We start from the raw sequence: 17405 nt of genomic DNA on the forward strand, positions 1-17405 counted from the left end.
CCGCCGTCGCCGTGCCCCCGGCCCTGGGCGGGAGCGGGTTCAGCCCCGGCTTCCCCGTCCGGCGGCGGCACGGGCCCGGCCGGTGATGTTGCGGGCCATGTCGCCGAACACCACGGAGTGGAACGGCACGAGCGACCACCAGTAGGCGTGGCCGGCCAGCCCGTGCGGGTGGAAGAGGGCGCGCTGGCGGTAGTGCGTTCCGCCGGCGCCGTTCGGTGCCACGGAGAGTTCGAGCCAGGCGAGGCCGGGCAGGCGCATCTCGGCGCGCAGCCGCAGCAGCCGTCCGGGGTCGATCTCCTCGACCCGCCAGAAGTCGAGCGGGTCACCGACCCGCAGCCGGGCCGGGTCGCGCCGGCCCCGACGCAGCCCGATGCCGCCGGCCAGGCGGTCGAGCCGGCCGCGCAGTTCCCACGCGAGCGGGAAGGAGTACCAGCCGTTGTCGCCGCCGATCCCCTCGACGACCCGCCAGACGTCCTGCGGGGCGGTGTCCGTGTCGAGCTCCTTGACGTCCTGGTAGAGGCTTCCGCCGGCCCAGTCGGGGTCGGTGGGAAGCGGGTCGCTGGGGGCGCCGGGGAGACTGGCCGAGGACCAGTGGGTGGAGACCTCGGCGTCGCGGATCCGGCGCAGCGCGAGGGCGACCGCCCGGTCGAAGCCGGTCGCGCCGTCCGGCGGGTCGGGCGACCACCTGACGATGTCGTGCTCGGTGCAGACCACCTCGTGCCGCAGCGACTCGACCAGCGGCCGGGCGATGGAGTTCGGCACCGGGGTGACGAGCCCGATCCAGTGCCCGGAGAGCCAGGGGGTGAGGGCCGGGGTGGGAAGGATCAGCCGCGGCGGCAGCCCGGCCACCCGGGCGTAGCGCTGCATCATCTGCCGGTAGGTCAGCACGTCGGGGCCTCCGAGGTCGAAGCTCCGGTTCACGTCGGCCGGCAGGCCGGCGACGGCGACCAGGTGACGCAGCACGTCCCGGACCGCGATCGGCTGGATGCGGGTGTTCACCCAGCGCGGGGTGACCATCACGGGCAGCCGTTCGGTCAGGTACCGGAGCATCTCGAAGGAGGCCGAGCCGGAGCCGATGATCACCGCTGCCCGGAGCTCGGCGGTGGGCACGCCGCTGTCGCGCAGCTGCCGCCCGACCTCGGCGCGCGAGCGCAGGTGCGGCGAGAGCCGGGACGCGGGGACGCCGCGGGGGACGAGCCCGCCGAGGTAGACGATCCGGCGCACCCCGGCCTCGCGGGCGGCGGCGCCGAAGTCCCGGGCGGCCCGCCGGTCGGTCTCCTCGAAGCCGGGGCCGGTCCCGAGCGAGTGGACCAGGTAGTAGGCGACGTCGGCTCCGCGCAGCGCCTCGACGAGCGTCTCGGGCCGGGTGACGTCGCCCTTCGCGGTCTCCACCCGGGGCCGCCAGGGCTGGTCGCGCAGCCGGCCCGGGTCGCGGGCCAGGCAGCGCACCCGGTGCCCGGCGGCGAGCAGTTCGGGCACCAGACGGCCGCCGATGTAGCCGGTGGCGCCGGTGACCAGGCAGGTGAGCGGTGCGGGCATGGCGGCCTCCCGGTCGGTGATGGGCTCGGGCGGTACGGAGTCCGAGCGACGGCCCCCGGCGCGAGCGGCCGCGCCGGGTGGTCGGCCTGGCACCCGTCCCGGTGCCGGTCGTGGTGGTCGCGATGGACGGCCCGCGGGACGGGACTGTCGTGCGGTCTCGCGACTACCCCGTCCTTCGGAGCCGACCCGTGCACCGGATCGCCCCGGTTTCGGACGCGGCCGGAAAACGATGCACAATGGGTGCGAGTCGCCCGGCCGGCCGGAACGCCGCACCGTGGACCCCGTGACCACGAGCACCCGCGCACGCCCCGCCCCACGACCCGCCCCACGGCCCGCAGCCGACCCGGCGGACCCGGCGGACCCGGCCGAGCTGATGGCCCTGGTCGCGGCGCACGGCGACACGGACGCGTTCGCCGCGCTGTACGCGACGCTCGCCCCGCCCGTGTACGGCGTCGCGCTGCGCACGCTGCGCAGTCCGTCGCACGCGGAGGAGGTGACCCAGGAGGTCATGCTGGAGGTCTGGCGCACCGCCGCCGCGTACCGGCCCGAGCGGGGCAGTGTGCTCGCCTGGACGCTCACCCTCGGCCACCGCCGCGCGGTCGACCGCGTCCGGTCGACCCAGGCGGCCGGCGACCGCGAGGTCCGGGCCGCCCTGCGCGAGCGGCCCGTCGGCGAGTCGGTGGCCGACCAGGCGGAGCGGCTCCTCGACGTCCAGCGGGTCCGGCGCGCCCTCGCCCGGCTCAGCCGGCCCCAGCGCGAATCGCTGGTCCTCGCCTACTACGGCGGCTACTCGCAGCGGGAGATCGCGCAGTCCCTGGGGCTCCCGCTCGGTACCGTGAAGACCCGCATGCGCGACGGCCTCCGCCGGCTGCGCTCCGCGCTCGACGACCACGAGCCGGCGGGGCCGGCGGGACGGGCGGCGGCACGGACGCCGTAGGGAGGCACCGGTGGCAGTGGAGGCATCCGTGAAGGGGGACCGTGCCATGGGTTCGGGCCCGGTCGAGGCCCGGACGGCCCCGGGCGCCGCGCGGACGCCCCCGCGGGACGACCGGGCGGTGGGGGGCGACACGCGGGCCGTCCGGGCGGACGGCTTCGTCGAGGGCGCGGGCATGCCGACGGGCGCCGTCGCCCGGCACCTCGGAGTCTCCCCCACCACGATCCGCTCCTGGGAGCGGCGCTACGGCGTCGGCCCCTCCGACCGCCGGCCCGGCCGCCACCGCCGGTGGGGCCCGGCCGACATCGCCGTCCTGGAGGCCATGTGCCGCCTGACCGCGCGCGGCGTCCCGCCCGCCGAGGCCGCCAGAACGGTGCTCGCCGCCGGGGGCCGCCCGCCCGTCCCTCCGGCACCGGCGGCGAACGACGCGGTGGGAGAGGCGGCGGGCGAGCCGCGGGGCGGAGGGCCGGGCGGCGGCCGCGCGCTGCACGTCGGCTCCGTCCGCCCCGAGTGCCGGGGCCTGGCCCGGGCCGCCGTCCGGCTGGACGCCCCCGAGGTCGCCCGCATCCTCCACGACGCCGTCACCGCGCTCGGCACCATCGAAGCCTGGACCGAGGTGATGCTGCCGGCGCTCCGCGCGGTCGGCCGCAAGTGGGCCTCGGACGGCGAGCAGTACGTCGAGGTCGAACACCTCCTCTCCTGGCACGTCTCCACCGCCCTGCGGACCACCGCCGTCCGCCCCACCGCCCTGCGGGCCGTCCCGCCCGTGCTGCTCGCGGCCATGCCAGCCGAGCAGCACACCCTGCCGCTGGACGCCGTCGCCGCGGGGCTCACCGAGCGCACCCTGCCGTTCCGGATGCTCGGCGCGGCCGTCCCGCCCCGCGCGCTGCTGGACGCCGTCCGCCGGACCGGCCCGAGTGCCGTGATGCTCTGGTCCCAGAGCCCCGAGACCAGCGAGCCCGAGCTGGTCCGGGAGGTCGTCCGCACCGCCTGGGGCGCCCGCGGCTCCCGCGGCCACGCCCTCGTCCTCGCCGCCGGCCCCGGCTGGCGCCGCACCGACCGCCTGGAGGGCACCGCGGGCCCGCGCACCCTGCTCAGCGCCCTCGACCTCCTCGAACGGACGGTGACCGCCTGACCGCCGGACCGCCTGACCGCCTGCCCCCGTCAGGCGGTCGGCGTTGGGCTCGGACCGTCCGGGAGCCGGGGACGGGACCGTGCCGCACCGCGCCGAGCGGCGTCGCGGGGTGCGTCCCGCCGCATGCGGAGCGACCGTCGACAACGCGGGCACCCGGGCGGCCGGAGGTGTCCTACGCTCCCGGACGAGCCCTCAGGCCACGGCCGCGAAAGGTGTTCTGCGGCGCCTTCGACTCCGCCCACGCCCGCGCGAAGGGACGCCCCACCGCGGTCAGGTGCCAGAGGTCCCGGCCCTCGGCGGCCTCCCGCGCCGCGTCCGGACCGGTCTCCAGCCTCTCGACGTAGCCGTCGGCCACGAGGTTGCGCAGACACTGCCGATGGGCGGCAGGGTGCGCGAAGCAGGTGCCGAAATGCTGCGCGAAGAGGGAGAGGAACAGCGTCTCCGTACCGGTGTAGCGCCCCGACTCCCACGCCAGCCGGGCCTTGACCACGCGAAGGTCCTGGGAGGTGATCTGCCCGAGGGTGTGCATCCGGTGGTGGGCGGAGCAGGCGCTCAGGAGGTTCCCGAACACGTCCGGGCCGCCCTTGGCGTGGTCGATGATGTGACAGCGGTCCTGAGCGGGGAACCGGCAGCCCTGAAACGGGCAGGCGAAGCCGACTTCGAGATCGAGGTCGCGCCCGAGGCGCTCGGGAAGATCCGGACGGTCACTCATGTCCCCATACTGTCACCCGGGTTGGTGATCGATCGCCGGGACGGTCACAGCGCGTCGTGGAACCGCACCGGCAGGCTCGCCAGCCCCCTCAGCAGGGTGCTCGGCCGCCGGACGAGGTCGGCCGGGTCGGTGTCGAGGGCGAGGCGGGGGCGGCGCTCGATCAGGGTCCGCAGGGCGACGGCGGCTTCGACCCGGGCGAGGGGGGCGCCGAGGCAGTGGTGGATGCCGTGGCCGAAGGCGAGGTGGCCGGCCGGCTTGCGGCGGATGTCGAACCGGTCCGGGTCGGGGAAGTGGAGCGGGTCGCGGGAGGCCGCGGCCAGGGAGACGAGGACGCTGTCGCCGGCCGGGACGGTGGTGTCGCCGATCCGGACCGGCTCCTTGGCGAAGCGGAAGGCCGCGGCCCCCACCGGGCCGTCGTGGCGCAGGGTCTCCTCGATCGCGCTGTCGACGAGGCCCGGGTCGGAGCGCAGCGCGGCGAGCTGCTCGGGGTGGGTGAGCAGGGACAGCACCGTCCCCGAGATGAGGTTGACGGTGGTCTCGTGCCCCGCGACGAGGAGCAGGAAGGCCATCCCGAGCAGCTCCTCGGCGGAGAGCCCGTCGGCGGCCGGGGCGACGAGCGCGCTGAGCAGGTCCTCACGCGGGTCGGCCCGGCGTTCCTCGATGAGGGTCGTGAGGCGCGCGGTCATGGCGACGGACGCCTCGCCGACGGCCTCCGGCGAGCTGGGCGTGACCAGTTCGGTGGACCAGGCCCGGAATCCGGCGCGGTCCGCCTCCGGTACGCCGAGCAGTTCGCAGATGACGGTCATCGGCAGGGGCAGCGCGTAGGAGGCGACGAGGTCCGCGGTACCCGCGGCGGGCAGGGCGTCGACCAGGGTGTCGGCGATCTCCTGGACGCGGGGGCGCAGCGCCCGGATCCGGCCGGCCGTGAATTCGGCGGCGACGAGTGTGCGCAGCCGGGTGTGCTGGGGCGGGTCGCTCTGGAGCATGTTGACCCCGAGGGCGTGGCCGCCGTCGTCGGTCCATGTGGCGGAGTGGCGGATGTCGTTGCTCAGCCGGGGATCGGTGAGGGCGGCGCGGACCTCGTCGCGGGCGACGACGAGCCAGGCTTCGCCGGATCCCGGCAGGAGGATCCGGTGGACCGGCCCCTTCTCGCGCAGTGCCGCGTAGGCGGGGTAGGGGTCGACGGTGACGTCGATTCCCGAGGGAGAGAGTTCCTGGAGCGTCGGAGCCGGCATGGATACCTCCTGGAAAACGGGGAGTGCTCCCCGGTTGATGGATCCGACCCTACCAAACCGGGGACACTTCCCCACTTCCAGGTGCTCGCTCAGCGCGCCAGCAGGCTCCGGACCGCCTCCGTGATCTCCTCGGGAGCCTCCTCCGCCATGAAGTGCCCCGCCCGGGTCAGCCGGTGGTCGAGGTCCGGCGCCCACGCCCGCCACACCGCGGCGGCGTCGTAGCCCAGCCGCGCTCCCCAGTCCTGCTGGACCACCGTCACCGGCATGGCCAGCTGCGACCCGGCGTCCAGGTCAGCCTGGTCGTGCACGACGTCGATGCCGGCCGACGCCCGGTAGTCCGCGACGATCGACGGCACCGCCGCCGCGCTCGCCCGCAGGTACTCGGCCCGCACCTCCGCCGGCAGGGCGGCCGGGTCCCCGGCCCAGGCGTCGAGGAACGAACCGAAGAAGGCGTCCGCGCTGTTGGCGATCATCGTCTCGGGCAGGCCCGGCGGCTGCGCCATCAGGAAGAGGTGGTAGCCGACCGCCGCCGGCACGCCCCGCAGGACGTCCCACATGTCGAGCGTCGGCACGACGTCGAGCATCCCCAGGTGCGTGACGGTCTCCGGGTGGTCCAGCCCCGCCCGGAACGCGACCAGCGCGCCCCGGTCGTGGCCGACCAGGGCGAAGCGCTCGTGCCCGAGCGCCGCCGACAGGGCCACGACGTCGGCGGCCATGGTGCGCTTGGCGTACGACTCCGGGTCGGTGCCCGCCGGCTTGTCGCTGGCACCGTAGCCCCGAAGGTCCGGACAGATCACCGTGTGCTCGCCGGCGAGCCGCTCGGCGACGTGCCGCCACATCAGGTGGGTCTGGGGGAAGCCGTGCAGCAGCACGACCGGGCTGCCGCTGCCGCCGACGGCGGCGGCCAGCTCCACGCCGTTCGCACCGGGCAGGCGTACGAGGTCGAAGCCGGGAACAGTGGGCGTCATGGGAAGACCGTCCTCTCGGGTCGGGAAGTGACCGGGCCGGCGCGGACCGGTCGGAAGGTGACCGGGCCGGCGCGGACCGGCCGGGGGTGACCGGGCCAGCCTGGACGACGTCGATCAGCAACGGATCAGTACGGTTGGGCGCGGCCCGCTCCGGCACGGAGGATGGGGGCATGCGAATAGACGTGCTGGGTACCGTGCGGGCCCTCCGCGACGACGGGAGCCCCGTCGACCTGGGCGGGCCCCGCCACCGGGAGGTGCTCGCCCGGCTCGTCGCCGCCGAGGGACGGATGGTCACCACCGACACCCTGGTCGACGACCTGTGGACCGACCCCCCGGCCCGCGCCGTCGGCGCCCTGCGCACGTTCGTCGCCGCGCTGCGCCGCGCCCTCGAACCCGACCGGCCGCCCCGCACCCCACCGCGCGTGCTCGTCACCGAAGGCCCCGGCTACGCGCTGCGCCTGCCGCGCGAGGACGTGGACGTCCACCGGTTCCAGGACGCCCTGGTCCGTGCCCGGCGCGACCCCCACGCCGTGCCCGGCCTCGACGCGGCGCTCGCCGCCTGGCGCGGGCCCGCCTACGCCGACGTGACCGACGCCGCGTGGGCGCGGCGCGAACGGACCCGCTTGGAGGAATGGCGGCTGGAGGCGGTCGAGCTGCGCGCCCGCGCCGCCCTCGACTCCGGCGAAGGAGCCGGCCTCGTCGCCGAACTGGGCGCCCACGTCGCCGAACACCCCTGGCGCGAGCCGGCCTGGGGACTTCTCGCCCGCGCACTGCACCAAGCGGGCCGCCGGGCCGACGCGCTGGCCGCCCTGCGCCGCGCCCGCGCGATGCTCGTGGACCGGCTCGGACTGGACCCCGGCCCCGAACTCCGGCGCCTGGAAGAGGACTTCCTCCGCGAGTCGGCTCCCCCGGAATGCGCCGGCACCGTGTGGCACGGCCCCGGCGTACCGCTCGGCCCGCGCACCACCGTGGACCTGGCCCGCACCCTCGCACTGGCGGGTGGCGAGGCCCTCGTCCGCTCGCGACGCGACCGCCTCGCCGCGATCCGGGCCGCACAGCGCACGGGAGACCTCCGGTTGACCGCCCGGATCATCGGCGCCTACGACGTACCCGCCCTCTGGAGCCGGGCCGACGACCCCGGACAGTCCCGCGCCGTCGTCGCGGCCGCCGAGCACACCCTCACCGCACTGGGCCCCGACGGCCCCGCCGACCTGCGCGCCCGCCTCCTGGCCACGATCGCCGTCGAGAGCCGCGGCGCCGACCTCTCCGGGGCCGAGCGGGAGCGCGCGCTGAGGGCGGCCCGGCAGGCCGAGGCACTGGCACGGGACCTGGCCGATCCCGCCGTACTGGCGTTCGCCCTCAACGGGGTGTTCCTGCAGACCTTCACCCGCTGCGGGCTCGCCCCCGCACGGGACCGCATCGGCACCGAGATCCTCGACCTCGCCACCCGCCACGAGCTGCCGACCTTCGCCGTCCTCGGACGACTCGTCCGCCTGCAGAGCGCCTCCGCCCTCGGCGACCTCGACACCGCGGCCGCGCACGCCGAAGCCGCCGAACGGCTCGCCGCCACCACCGAGGCGCCCCTCGTCCCCGTCCTCACCGCGTGGCTGCGGGCCCGGACCACGGCCACCCGCAGCACCGAACCCGGCGGACCGGGCGCCGCCGCGGCCGCGCAGCAGTACCGCGCCGCCGACGACGCCCTGCGGACGGCCGGCATGCCGGGGCTGCACCGCGGCCTGCTCGCGCTCGCACTCCTGGGGCTGCGCCTGCTGAACGACCGGCCCGCGCCCACCGACCCGCGCCTGGACTGGGGCCCGTACCGGCCGTGGGCGCACCCCCTGGTGCTGCTCGCCCAGAACCGGGTCGAACAGGCCCGCGCCGCGCTCGCCGCGGTGCCCGAACCCCCGCGCGACCACCTGCAGGAGGCCCTCTGGTGCCTGACCGCCCGCGCCGCCGCGCGGCTGGGCGAGCCCACGGCCGCCGCGCGCGCCGAGGCCGCCCTGCGCGACGCCCCTGCGGAACACGCCGGCGCCGCGAGCGGAATGCTGACCCTCGGCCCGGTGGCGCGGTACCTGGCGGAAGCACGGGCGTGCGCCGCGGCCGGGTGAGCGACGGCGGTCGGCGACCGGGCCCGCTCAGTCCCCCTGGGACCAGGCGGCAACCGGCAGGGACAGGTAGACGCCGAAGTCGACGAGCCCGGTCGCGGCACGGATGCCCGCGTGCAGCGCGTCCACGCGCTCCTGCCGGTTGGCCGCCCTGGCGGCGAACCACTTCGACCTGATCTCGATCACCACCGGCAGGCCGCTGCGGTCCAGCGGGCCCAGCGGCCGGAAGCGGACCTCGACGTCCCCCGGCCGCAGATCGCCGTCGTACGGCTCCTCGGGGCACTCGACGGCCAGGGACACCAGATGGGGCAGCACCGCGCCCAGTTCGCGCAGACAGGACTCGGGCACGCTGGACGCGTAGGTCACGTCGACAAGTGGCATACCGGCACCCTACGGCCCGCCTGACGGATGGTCACCCGGCGCGTTCGCGGATCCGGAGAGCCGAGGCCGGCCCGCCGCCGGTACGTCACGACGGTTCCGGTGCGGCGGGGCCCCGGCTCGGCCGGGCGAGGGCGGGAACCCGTGGCCCGCGCGGCCCGTTCCGTCTCGCAGAGAACGGGGCGGGGCGGGCACCAATCTGATGTGCCGTCACATAGCCTGGCGCGCAAGCTCGCCGGGCGGTCCGGGCCGCCGATTTCCCCGTTCCGCCGGCACGACCCTGCCTTGTCCAGGGCCCCCACCCGGGCCCCTCATCGCCGAGGAGACGTCATGACCGCTCTCCGCCGCCGCGCCGTCGCGGCCGCCCTCGCTCTCACGGCCGGCCTGACCGCGGCCGCCGCCACCACACCGGCACGGGCACAGGCCGCCGCCCCGGGGCTCGATCGTTTCTACCAGCAGCGCCTCGACTGGCACAGTTGCGTCCAGGGTCCGGAGGACCAGGACGGTGCCGCGCTGGAGCAGGCCGGTGCCCGGTGCGCGGAGGTCACCGTGCCGCTCGACTACGGGAACCCCGGCGGGCGCACCCTCACGCTGGCGCTGTCCCGGATCAGGGCCACCGACACCCGGCACCGGATCGGCACGCTGCTGCTGAACGACGGCGGCCCCGGCAGTCCGACGCTGGGTTCGCCGCCGCGGGTGCACGCCGCGTTGAAGGACACCGCCGCCCGCTTCGACATCGTCGGGCTGGACCAGCGTTTCGTCGGGCGCAGTTCGCCCATCGACTGCGGCTGGCCGGTCGGCTACGGCAGCATCGCCTCCTCCGGGACGAGCCGGGCCTCGTTCGAGCGCCAGGTCGTCACCCAGCGGGATCTCGCGGCCCGGTGTCGTTCGGCGGTCGGGGACCTGCTGCCGTACGCGGGCACCCGCGACGCCGCCCGGGACATGGACGTGGTACGGGGCGCGCTCGGCGAGCGGCGGTTCTCCTTCCTCGGCCTCTCGTACGGCACGTACCTCGGCACGGTGTACACGCAGATGTTCCCGGGCCGGGTCGACCGGATGGTCCTGGACGGCGCGCTGGCCCCGGCGCACGCCGGGCCGGCGCTGCTCCCCCACATGGCGTCGGCGAACGAGCGGGCGTTCGAGGACTGGGCGGACTGGGCGGCGCAGCGCGACGGCACCTACGGGTTGGGCCGCACCCGCGAGGAGGTGGTCGCCGGGGTGCTGCGGACGATCGGGGCGGCCGCTGCGCGCCCGCTCGTCGTCGGCACCGGCGCGGATGCCTTCGAACTCGACGACTCCCGGGTGCCGGTGCCGGTGTTCATGAACCTCGCGGCCGACTCCGACGCGGACCGGGCTGGCCTGGCCGAGCTGGTGGCGTTGCTCGCCGAGGCCGCGGCGGGCCGGCCGGTGACCCCGTCGCCGCAGGTCGCCGGCCTGCTGCGGTTCCTGTTCGGGCCGGAGAGTTCACCGGCGGGCAGCGTCATGCAGGCCATCGTGTGCGCGGACGGTACGGCGCCGCGCGATCCCGAGGACTACTGGCGCCGGATCCAGCGCGACCGCGTGCGGTACCCGCTGTCCGGCCCGCTGCTGAACAACGTCTCGCCGTGCGCTTTCCTGGACGGCCCGCGCGAGGCGCCCACCGAGGTGCGCCGCGACGCGCCGGCGCTGATCCTGTCCGCCACCGGGGACCCGCGCACCACCTACCGGGACGCCGTGACGCTGCGCGGGCTGCTGCCCTCCTCGCGTCTGCTGACCCTCCGGGGCTCCGACCAGCACGGGCTGTACGGGACGTACGGCAACGCGTGCGTGGACGGCGCGGTCAACACCTACCTGGCCGGCGGGCGGCTGCCGGAGGCCGACCTGACCTGCGACAAGCAGTAGCCGACCGGAACGACACCGCACGCGGCCGCGGCCCCGCGGACACGCCCCCGGAGGCGTGTCCGCGAACCCCGCGAGCCTGGGCCGGCTCGGGCCGTTCCGGGCCGGGGACGAAGGCGGACAGCGCGGCGAGGCTGTGGCGCACGGCCCCGCCTCCGCACGGCGCGTTCCGTCAGCGGTTACCCCCCGTGGGCTGGGTCTTCTGGTTGTAGATCTCCTTGCCGTCCGCGTCGTAGGCGTGGACGTAGGCGGTCGGCGGGAAGGAGCTCCCGTTGTGGCCGATGGAGACGGCGGCGGTGTGGACGAACGCGCCGTCCGCCATGACGGCCTGGTACTCCGTCGGGTCGTCGCCGTAGCTGATGGTGATCTTGGCGACGTCCGGCGTGTGGTGCCCGGCGCCCAGCAGGAGGAACTGCCCGGCGCCGGCCGGCGCGCTGAAGCTGTCGAAGAACTCGACCCGGTGGCCGGTGCCCCACAGGCGGTCGTTGATGAACGTCGCGGGGCTGGAGATGCTGGTGCCCTTGTGGCCCTTCGACTCGCACTGCACGTACTGGTCGGCGGAGTTGACGGCGAGGACGACGCCGTCGGTGTCCGAGGAGGCGACGGGGGCGCGGACCGCGATCACCGGGTGGTACTTCGACGCCTCGGCGCCCAGGCAGGAGGCGAGGATTTGGGTGGCGGTCGCGGCGTCGATCGGGGTCGTCGTGGTGCCGGTGACGGTGAAGGCGGCCGGGGGGCGGGGGGAAGCCGACGCGGAGGAGGTGTCCGTGGTGGCCGCTCCCTGGTGTGGCCCGGGCGCGTTCTGTGGCGCCGGCTGGTGTCTTGGCCCTGGTGAGTGCAGCGCGGACGGGAGGGCCAGGCACAGGGCCGCCGCGGTGCAGGCCGCGGTCGTGACCAGGGCGCGCCGGCGGTGGCGGCGCCGGTCGGCGCGTCGGCGGATCTCCGCGGCGGGCAGGGTCGGTGCGGGCATCTGTGTGCCGAGCAGCCGTAGCCGGTCGGCAAGGGTGTCGTGCGTGGGGTCAGACACGGAGCTTTCCTTCCTCGCTGGTCGGGGTCTGGTCGGCGAGTCTGGCCGCGAGCGCGGTCCGGCCGCGGGCGAGGCGGCTCTTGACGGCGCTGACGCTGGCGCCGGTCTCGGCCGCGACCTGCTCGACGGAGAGGTCGCACATGTGGTGCAGCACCAGGGCGCCTCGCTGCGCCTCGGGCAGGTCGCGGAGCGCGGTGACGAGCATCAGGTGCTCCTCGGTGGGCGGCTCGACGGTGGGGGGTTCCTGGCGGTGGTGGCGCCCGGCCAGGTGCAGGCCCCGGGCGAGACGCCGCCACCGGGAGTGTGCCAGCCGCCGGGCCGTGGTCCGGATCCACGCCTCCGGGGCCTCGTCCGGGTCGAAGGTGCGCCTTCGGTCCCATGCGCGGATGAAGGCCTCCTGGACCACGTCCTGTGCTTCGGACCAGTCGCCGGTCAGCGCGTAGAGCTGCCCGGTCAGGCGGGAGAAGGACGCCGCGTAGAACGCGTCGAACTCCTGGGGCGTCATCAAGGGCCTCTCTTCCGGGACTGTCCGTCGGCTCGCGGCACAGGTGATGCGTGAGGGAGCACTCCTCGGCCGCGACGGTGGAGCCGCGCGTCCTGGGCGTAGCCTCCCGGCCTGTACGCACGAGCGCCGTCCCGGGGTCGCACCGGCGGCCTATGACATGGATCACGTGTGCGGGGCGCGACCCGCCGGGCGCCGGGAGGCGTACACGGGGTGCCGGCGTCAACCGGACGCCCGCAGGAAAGGACACGGATTGATGCGCATCCGCCCGATCATGGTCATCACCGCCACCGCCGCGGCCATCGCGACCGCCGGGGGAATGGCCACCGCCGCGACCGGCACCCCCACGGCCACCCCCTCGGTCCAGGTCAAGCCCGCCGAGGCGCCCGCCGCCCCGGCTGCCGCTACGGCCGCCGCCCCGGTGGCGCCCGGCACCGGCGCGGCCGCCGCCCCGAAGACCCTCACCCCGGGCGCTTTCACCGTCACCAGCACCGCGACGACCCCGATCGACCCCGCGACCACCGCGCAGATCCTCGCCTCCTGCCTGGGCGCCGAGGCCCCGCAGTTCCACCCGGTGATCGCGGTCCGCGCTCCCATCGCCTCCTCGGACACCGACGGCGTGGTCCTCGCCGTCAACTCCGCCAAGAAGTACGTGCAGTGCGAGTCGAAGGGCGCCACGGGCACCAGCATGTCCAGCCCCGCGACGTTCATCAACGACCGCCTGTGGGGCACCGGCCACCGGGTCTCGTTCTTCGACAGCTTCAGCTCGCCGGCCGGCGCCGGGAAGTTCCTCTCGGTGGGCGCCGGGCACTACACGTCCGACGTCGCCAAGGTCACCATCAGCTACGGTGACGAGGCGACGGAGTACCCGGCCGTCATGGCGGACGGCGCGTTCGCCTACACCGCCGCCATCTCCACCAGCGACGACCCGGACGTCTTCCCCCCGGCTCCCTACGTCCACGCCTACAACGCGGACGGCAAGGAGATCTACAACCAGAAGACCCAGCCCACGATCAAGGGCGCCGCTCAGTAGTCGGCACCTCCACCACCGGTCGTCGGCGACCGGCCCTCGGCGACACCCCGCGGTGACGCCATCGGCCATGGGTGGACGGCTCGCCGTCCGCCCATGGCCTCCGGCGGATCCGGCGCGGGTGCTGCCGACGCGGGCACAGGGGCCTGGGCCGAAGGGCTGAACCCGGCGTCCCACCGGGCCTAGGCTCCTTCAGCGGTCCGGGACCGCCACTACTTTGAGCACGATCCGACCGGCCGTTCTGCGGTCGAACGAGTGCTTGAGGAGTGATCATGACGGCAGAACCGGTCGATTCGATGGCCGCGCTGACCATGACCCTGGCCGCGATCGCGGCGACGGGGGCGACCTCTCGGCCCTCGGGGGAGACCCTGCCGGAGCAGCGGCTCCGCATCGCCGCCGGCATCGCCCGGCAGTTGGCCGATCCCTCCCTGTCGACCCGGGGAAAATGGGAGCTGGCCTGGCTCGGGCTGAGCCCCTACAACGCGAACATGGCGTACATCGCGAAGAACAGCTTCGATCCGAACGTGATCGCCGTGGTCGTCCGCGGCACGAACGCCAACGTGACCGACGTCCTCGAGGACCTCGACGTCGGCACCGTGGTCCCGTTCACCACCGGCGGGTCGTCGAAGCCGCTCTCCGTCTCGAAGGGGGCGATGACCGCGTTCACCGAGATCGTCAGCATGATCGACGCGCCTCCGCCGACAGGCACCGGCCTGGAACAGGCGCTCGCCGGCCTGTTCACGGGCGCGTCGTCGCAGCCGGCCCTCTACGTCATCGGTCACAGCCTGGGCGGCTGCATCGCGACCGTGCTCGCGCTGCACCTGCGCACCCGGCCCTGGGAAGGGGTGACGCCACAGGTCGGAGTCGTCACCTTCGCCGCGCCCACCGCCGGTCTGAAGGACTTCGCCGACCACTTCGACTCGGTGCAGTGGACCGTGAACGCGCACTACGCCAACGACTACGACATGGTGCCGCGGGCGTGGGCCGACCTCTCCGCCGTCAAGCAGTGGTACCCCGCCGATCACGGGCCCGTCGCCACCGCCGCCGTCAAGGAGATCCTCGTCCCGGAGATCGAGGCCCTCACCGGACCCAACGTCTACGTCCAGCCGAACAGGCGCACCGAGGGCCTGAACGCCCACTACGAGCACTACGACCACGACCTGGTCAAGCACTCGACCGGGGACTTCCTGGGCCAGGTCGCCCACCAGCACGCCAACTCGACCTACCTGAAGCTGTTGCGGGCGCACCTCCTGCCCGCCGGCCCGGTGGTGACGGCCCTCGATCCGGCCACCGGAAAGGAGGGCACCACGGTCACCATCACCGGAAGCGGCTTCGACGCGAACTGCGCGGTCGACTTCGGGCCCGTCCCGTGCACGGCCTTCCACCTCGAGAGCGACAAGCGGATCAGGGCGACCGCACCCGCCGGGGTCGGCGTGGTCGACGTCCGGATCACCAACACCCTGGACACCTCCCCCGCCGTCCCGGCCGGGCAGTTCGCCTACGGCGGGCCGCAGCCCGTCCTCGTGACCGGCATCAGCCCCGACAACGGGAAGGCCGGGACGACGGTCACCATCACCGGCACCGGCTTCGCCGCCGACCCCACCGTGTACTTCGGGAAGAAGGAGTCGGGCTCCGTCACGCTCGACTCGCCGACCCAGGTCACCGCGACCGCGCCGCCGTCGGGCGCGCCCCACAGCAAGGTCGTGGACGTCCGGGTGCTGGTGAACGGCTACCTCTCCCCCTCCGGGCCCGCTGGCGAGTTCACCTACACCGGCTGACACCACCCCACCCGCCACCGGCACGGGGCTCGGAGGCGCCGCGGACCGGCCGAGGCTCCCTTCTCCGGGGGCGTCGGCCGGTCCGCGGGCGCGCGGGCTCAGCGGCGGCCCTCGGCGCGGGCCCGGGTCCAGGCGGACTCGCGCAGCAGCCGCAGGCCGTTGAGGCCGACGATGACGGTGGAGCCCTCGTGGCCGAGGACGCCGAGCGGCAGGGGCAGGGTGGCGACCAGGTCCCAGACCACCAGCCCGCTGATGAACACCGCGGCGATGACCAGGTTCTGCACCACGAAGCCGCGGGCGCGGCGGGAGAGCGCCACCACGGCGGGGACGGTGGCGAGTTCGTCGCGGACGATGACCGCGTCGGCCGTCTCCAGCGCGAGGTCGGAGCCGGCCCGGCCCATCGCGATGCCGGTGTGGGCGGCGGCCAGGGCGGGGGCGTCGTTGACGCCGTCGCCGATGACCAGCACCTTGCGGCCCGCCGCCTCCTGCTCCCTGACGGCGGCGACCTTGTCCTGGGGCAGCAGCCCGGCGCGGACGTCGGTGATGCCGACCCCGGCGGCCAGCGCGGCGGCGGCGCGGGGGTTGTCGCCGGTGACCAGCATCGGCACCGTGCCGGTCAGGGAGGTGAGCGCGGTGACGGTGGCGGCGGCGTCCGGGCGCAGCCGGTCGGCGATGCCGAGGACGCCGACCGGGGCGCCGTCGGCTTCCACCAGGACGGCGGTGCGGCCGCCTTCTTCCAGCTCGGCGACGAGGGCGGCGGCGGTGTCCGTGGCGGCAGTGTCTGTGGCGTCGGTGTCCGTGGCGGCGGTCAGCAGCCGGGCCGGGGCGCCGACCGCGACGGCACGGCCCTCGACGGTGGCGGTCACCCCGACGCCGGGGGCGGAGGCGAAGTCCTCGGCCGACGCCAGGGCCAGGCCCCGGGTGCGGGCGGCGTCCACGATCGCGCGGGCGAGGGGGTGTTCGCTGGGGTGCTCGGCAGCCGCCGCGAGCGCCAGCAGCTCGTCCTCGGTGAGGCCGGAGCCGTCCAGCGGGCGGATGTCGGTGACCCGGGGCGTGCCCTCGGTCAGGGTGCCGGTCTTGTCCAGGGCGACGGCGTCGACCTGGCCGAGCCGTTCCATCACCACGGCGGACTTCACCAGCACGCCGTGGCGCCCGGCGTTGGCGATCGCGGACAGCAGCGGCGGCATGGTGGCGAGCACCACCGCGCACGGCGAGGCGACGATCATGAAGGTCATCGCCCGCAGCAGCGAGCCGGTGAACGCGGCGCCGAAGGCCAGCGGGACCGCGAACACGGCGAGGGTGGCGAGGACCATGCCGATCGAGTAGCGCTGCTCGACCTTCTCGATGAACAGCTGGGTGGGGGCCTTGGTCTCGGAGGCCTCCTCGACCATCTTCACGATCCGGGCGATCACCGAGTCGGCGGCGTCCCGCTCGACCTTGATCCGCAGCGCGCCGGTGCCGTTCAGGGTGCCGGCGAACACCTCGTCGCCCGTTCCCTTGGCGACCGGCAGCGGTTCGCCGGTGATGGTGGCCTGGTCGACCTCGCTCGCCCCGTCCAGGACCCGCCCGTCGGCGCCGATCCGCTCGCCGGGACGCACCAGGACGGTGTCGCCGACCGCGAGTCGCCCGGTGGGCACGCTCTCCTCGGTGCCGTCGTCCAGCAGCCGGGTGGCCGTCGCGGGGGCGAGGTCGAGCAGGCCGCGCACCGAGTCGGCGGTGCGGGCGGTGGCGATCGCCTCCAGGGCGCCGGAGGTGGCGAAGATGACGATCAGCAGGGCGCCGTCCATCACCTGGCCGACCGCGGCGGCGCCCAGCGCGGCGACGATCATCAGCAGGTCGACGTCGAGGGTCTTCTCCTTCAGCGCCTGAAGGCCCGCCCAGGCCGGCTCCCAGCCGCCGGTGGCGTAGGCGAGCGCGTACAGCGGCCCCCACGCCCAGGCCGGGGCGCCGGCCAGCTGCAGCGGCAGCGCGACCAGGAACAGCAGCAGCGCGGCGAGGGCCCACCGGGCCTCGGGCAGCGCGAGGATCCGCGTCCGCCGACGGGGGGCGACACGGGGGGATCCCGCGGCCGCCTCGGGGGCGGGGCGCTGGATCAGGGTGGAGGACATGGCAGAGGGACCCTTCGGGCAGGGCGTGGGCAGGAGTGACGACCCGAACCACGATACAGGAACACATGAACAGCCA

The 17405-nt window shown here is 75.2% G+C and carries 14 protein-coding genes; 6 read left to right on the top strand and 8 right to left on the bottom strand.

Going from position 1 to position 17405, the window contains the following annotated elements; translation table 11 throughout:
* Positions 1-39: 39 nt before the first annotated feature.
* Positions 40-1539 carry an SDR family oxidoreductase gene (locus ACWD4P_RS09645; RefSeq protein ID WP_449779208.1) on the bottom strand — a complete coding sequence of 500 codons (1500 nt, stop codon included), beginning with the start codon at positions 1537-1539 and terminating at the stop codon, positions 40-42.
* A 373-nt stretch (positions 1540-1912) separates the two neighbouring features.
* Between ACWD4P_RS09645 and ACWD4P_RS09650 the strand changes: the two genes are divergently transcribed.
* Together ACWD4P_RS09650 and ACWD4P_RS09655 are read left to right on the top strand one after the other, a co-directional pair.
* Positions 1913-2476, top strand: a complete 564-nt coding sequence (locus ACWD4P_RS09650) for a sigma-70 family RNA polymerase sigma factor (protein WP_449779247.1) — start codon at positions 1913-1915, stop codon at positions 2474-2476.
* A 172-nt stretch (positions 2477-2648) separates the two neighbouring features.
* The gene (locus tag ACWD4P_RS09655) at positions 2649-3608 is read left to right on the top strand and encodes a MerR family transcriptional regulator (RefSeq protein ID WP_449779248.1); all 960 of its coding nucleotides are present in this window, start codon (positions 2649-2651) and stop codon (positions 3606-3608) included.
* Between the two features lie 172 nt (positions 3609-3780).
* Here the strand turns inward: ACWD4P_RS09655 and ACWD4P_RS09660 are convergent, their stop codons facing one another.
* The 3 genes from ACWD4P_RS09660 to ACWD4P_RS09670 all read right to left on the bottom strand — a co-directional run bounded on the left by ACWD4P_RS09660 (position 3781) and on the right by ACWD4P_RS09670 (position 6523).
* A complete protein-coding gene (locus ACWD4P_RS09660; RefSeq protein WP_449779209.1) occupies positions 3781-4320 on the bottom strand; it encodes an HNH endonuclease signature motif containing protein in 540 nt (179 codons plus the stop codon).
* Positions 4321-4364: 44 nt separating this feature from the next.
* Positions 4365-5555 (bottom strand): cytochrome P450 family protein, encoded by a 1191-nt coding sequence (locus ACWD4P_RS09665; protein ID WP_449779210.1) that lies wholly within the window; start codon positions 5553-5555, stop codon positions 4365-4367.
* A gap of 89 nt (positions 5556-5644) precedes the next feature.
* A complete protein-coding gene (locus ACWD4P_RS09670; RefSeq protein WP_449779211.1) occupies positions 5645-6523 on the bottom strand; it encodes an alpha/beta fold hydrolase in 879 nt (292 codons plus the stop codon).
* Positions 6524-6693: 170 nt separating this feature from the next.
* Here ACWD4P_RS09670 and ACWD4P_RS09675 point away from each other — a divergent pair, with 170 nt between their 5' ends.
* Positions 6694-8631: an AfsR/SARP family transcriptional regulator gene (locus ACWD4P_RS09675; protein ID WP_449779212.1), complete on the top strand. Its 1938-nt coding sequence runs from the start codon at positions 6694-6696 to the stop codon at positions 8629-8631.
* A 27-nt stretch (positions 8632-8658) separates the two neighbouring features.
* On the opposite strand, the gene ACWD4P_RS09680 is transcribed toward ACWD4P_RS09675, so the two are convergent.
* Positions 8659-9009, bottom strand: coding sequence for a hypothetical protein (locus ACWD4P_RS09680; RefSeq protein ID WP_449779213.1), 351 nt, complete (start codon positions 9007-9009; stop codon positions 8659-8661).
* A 327-nt stretch (positions 9010-9336) separates the two neighbouring features.
* On the opposite strand from ACWD4P_RS09680, the gene ACWD4P_RS09685 reads away from it, so the two are divergent.
* Positions 9337-10887 carry an alpha/beta fold hydrolase gene (locus tag ACWD4P_RS09685; RefSeq protein WP_449779214.1) on the top strand — a complete coding sequence of 517 codons (1551 nt, stop codon included), beginning with the start codon at positions 9337-9339 and terminating at the stop codon, positions 10885-10887.
* Positions 10888-11056: 169 nt separating this feature from the next.
* Here the strand turns inward: ACWD4P_RS09685 and ACWD4P_RS09690 are convergent, their stop codons facing one another.
* Together ACWD4P_RS09690 and ACWD4P_RS09695 are read right to left on the bottom strand one after the other, a co-directional pair.
* Positions 11057-11911 carry a hypothetical protein gene (locus ACWD4P_RS09690; protein ID WP_449779215.1) on the bottom strand — a complete coding sequence of 285 codons (855 nt, stop codon included), beginning with the start codon at positions 11909-11911 and terminating at the stop codon, positions 11057-11059.
* Positions 11904-12416, bottom strand: coding sequence for a SigE family RNA polymerase sigma factor (locus ACWD4P_RS09695; RefSeq protein WP_359821627.1), 513 nt, complete (start codon positions 12414-12416; stop codon positions 11904-11906). Before ACWD4P_RS09695 ends, ACWD4P_RS09690 begins: the two co-directional genes overlap by 8 nt.
* 253 nt (positions 12417-12669) lie before the next feature.
* Between ACWD4P_RS09695 and ACWD4P_RS09700 the strand changes: the two genes are divergently transcribed.
* Together ACWD4P_RS09700 and ACWD4P_RS09705 are read left to right on the top strand one after the other, a co-directional pair.
* Positions 12670-13446: a hypothetical protein gene (locus ACWD4P_RS09700; protein ID WP_449779216.1), complete on the top strand. Its 777-nt coding sequence runs from the start codon at positions 12670-12672 to the stop codon at positions 13444-13446.
* Positions 13447-13715: 269 nt separating this feature from the next.
* A complete protein-coding gene (locus tag ACWD4P_RS09705) occupies positions 13716-15221 on the top strand; it encodes an IPT/TIG domain-containing protein (RefSeq protein ID WP_449779217.1) in 1506 nt (501 codons plus the stop codon).
* A 98-nt stretch (positions 15222-15319) separates the two neighbouring features.
* On the opposite strand, the gene ACWD4P_RS09710 is transcribed toward ACWD4P_RS09705, so the two are convergent.
* Positions 15320-17329: a heavy metal translocating P-type ATPase gene (locus ACWD4P_RS09710; RefSeq protein WP_449779218.1), complete on the bottom strand. Its 2010-nt coding sequence runs from the start codon at positions 17327-17329 to the stop codon at positions 15320-15322.
* Positions 17330-17405 lie beyond the last annotated feature (76 nt).

The sequence above is a fragment of the Kitasatospora sp. NPDC002543 genome, assembly GCF_053594915.1.

Bases quoted from the DNA above. Each gene is read 5' to 3' on its own strand.
- ACWD4P_RS09680 (WP_449779213.1), bottom strand. From the start codon at position 9,009: ATGCCACTTGTCGACGTGACCTACGCGTCCAGCGTGCCCGAGTCCTGT.
- ACWD4P_RS09655 (WP_449779248.1), top strand. From the start codon at position 2,649: ATGCCGACGGGCGCCGTCGCCCGGCACCTCGGAGTCTCCCCCACCACG.
- ACWD4P_RS09670 (WP_449779211.1), bottom strand. From the start codon at position 6,523: ATGACGCCCACTGTTCCCGGCTTCGACCTCGTACGCCTGCCCGGTGCG.
- ACWD4P_RS09660 (WP_449779209.1), bottom strand. From the start codon at position 4,320: ATGAGTGACCGTCCGGATCTTCCCGAGCGCCTCGGGCGCGACCTCGAT.
- ACWD4P_RS09665 (WP_449779210.1), bottom strand. From the start codon at position 5,555: ATGCCGGCTCCGACGCTCCAGGAACTCTCTCCCTCGGGAATCGACGTC.
- ACWD4P_RS09700 (WP_449779216.1), top strand. From the start codon at position 12,670: ATGCGCATCCGCCCGATCATGGTCATCACCGCCACCGCCGCGGCCATC.
- ACWD4P_RS09650 (WP_449779247.1), top strand. From the start codon at position 1,913: ATGGCCCTGGTCGCGGCGCACGGCGACACGGACGCGTTCGCCGCGCTG.
- ACWD4P_RS09695 (WP_359821627.1), bottom strand. From the start codon at position 12,416: ATGACGCCCCAGGAGTTCGACGCGTTCTACGCGGCGTCCTTCTCCCGC.
- ACWD4P_RS09685 (WP_449779214.1), top strand. From the start codon at position 9,337: ATGACCGCTCTCCGCCGCCGCGCCGTCGCGGCCGCCCTCGCTCTCACG.
- ACWD4P_RS09675 (WP_449779212.1), top strand. From the start codon at position 6,694: ATGCGAATAGACGTGCTGGGTACCGTGCGGGCCCTCCGCGACGACGGG.
- ACWD4P_RS09645 (WP_449779208.1), bottom strand. From the start codon at position 1,539: ATGCCCGCACCGCTCACCTGCCTGGTCACCGGCGCCACCGGCTACATC.
- ACWD4P_RS09705 (WP_449779217.1), top strand. From the start codon at position 13,716: ATGACGGCAGAACCGGTCGATTCGATGGCCGCGCTGACCATGACCCTG.
- ACWD4P_RS09710 (WP_449779218.1), bottom strand. From the start codon at position 17,329: ATGTCCTCCACCCTGATCCAGCGCCCCGCCCCCGAGGCGGCCGCGGGA.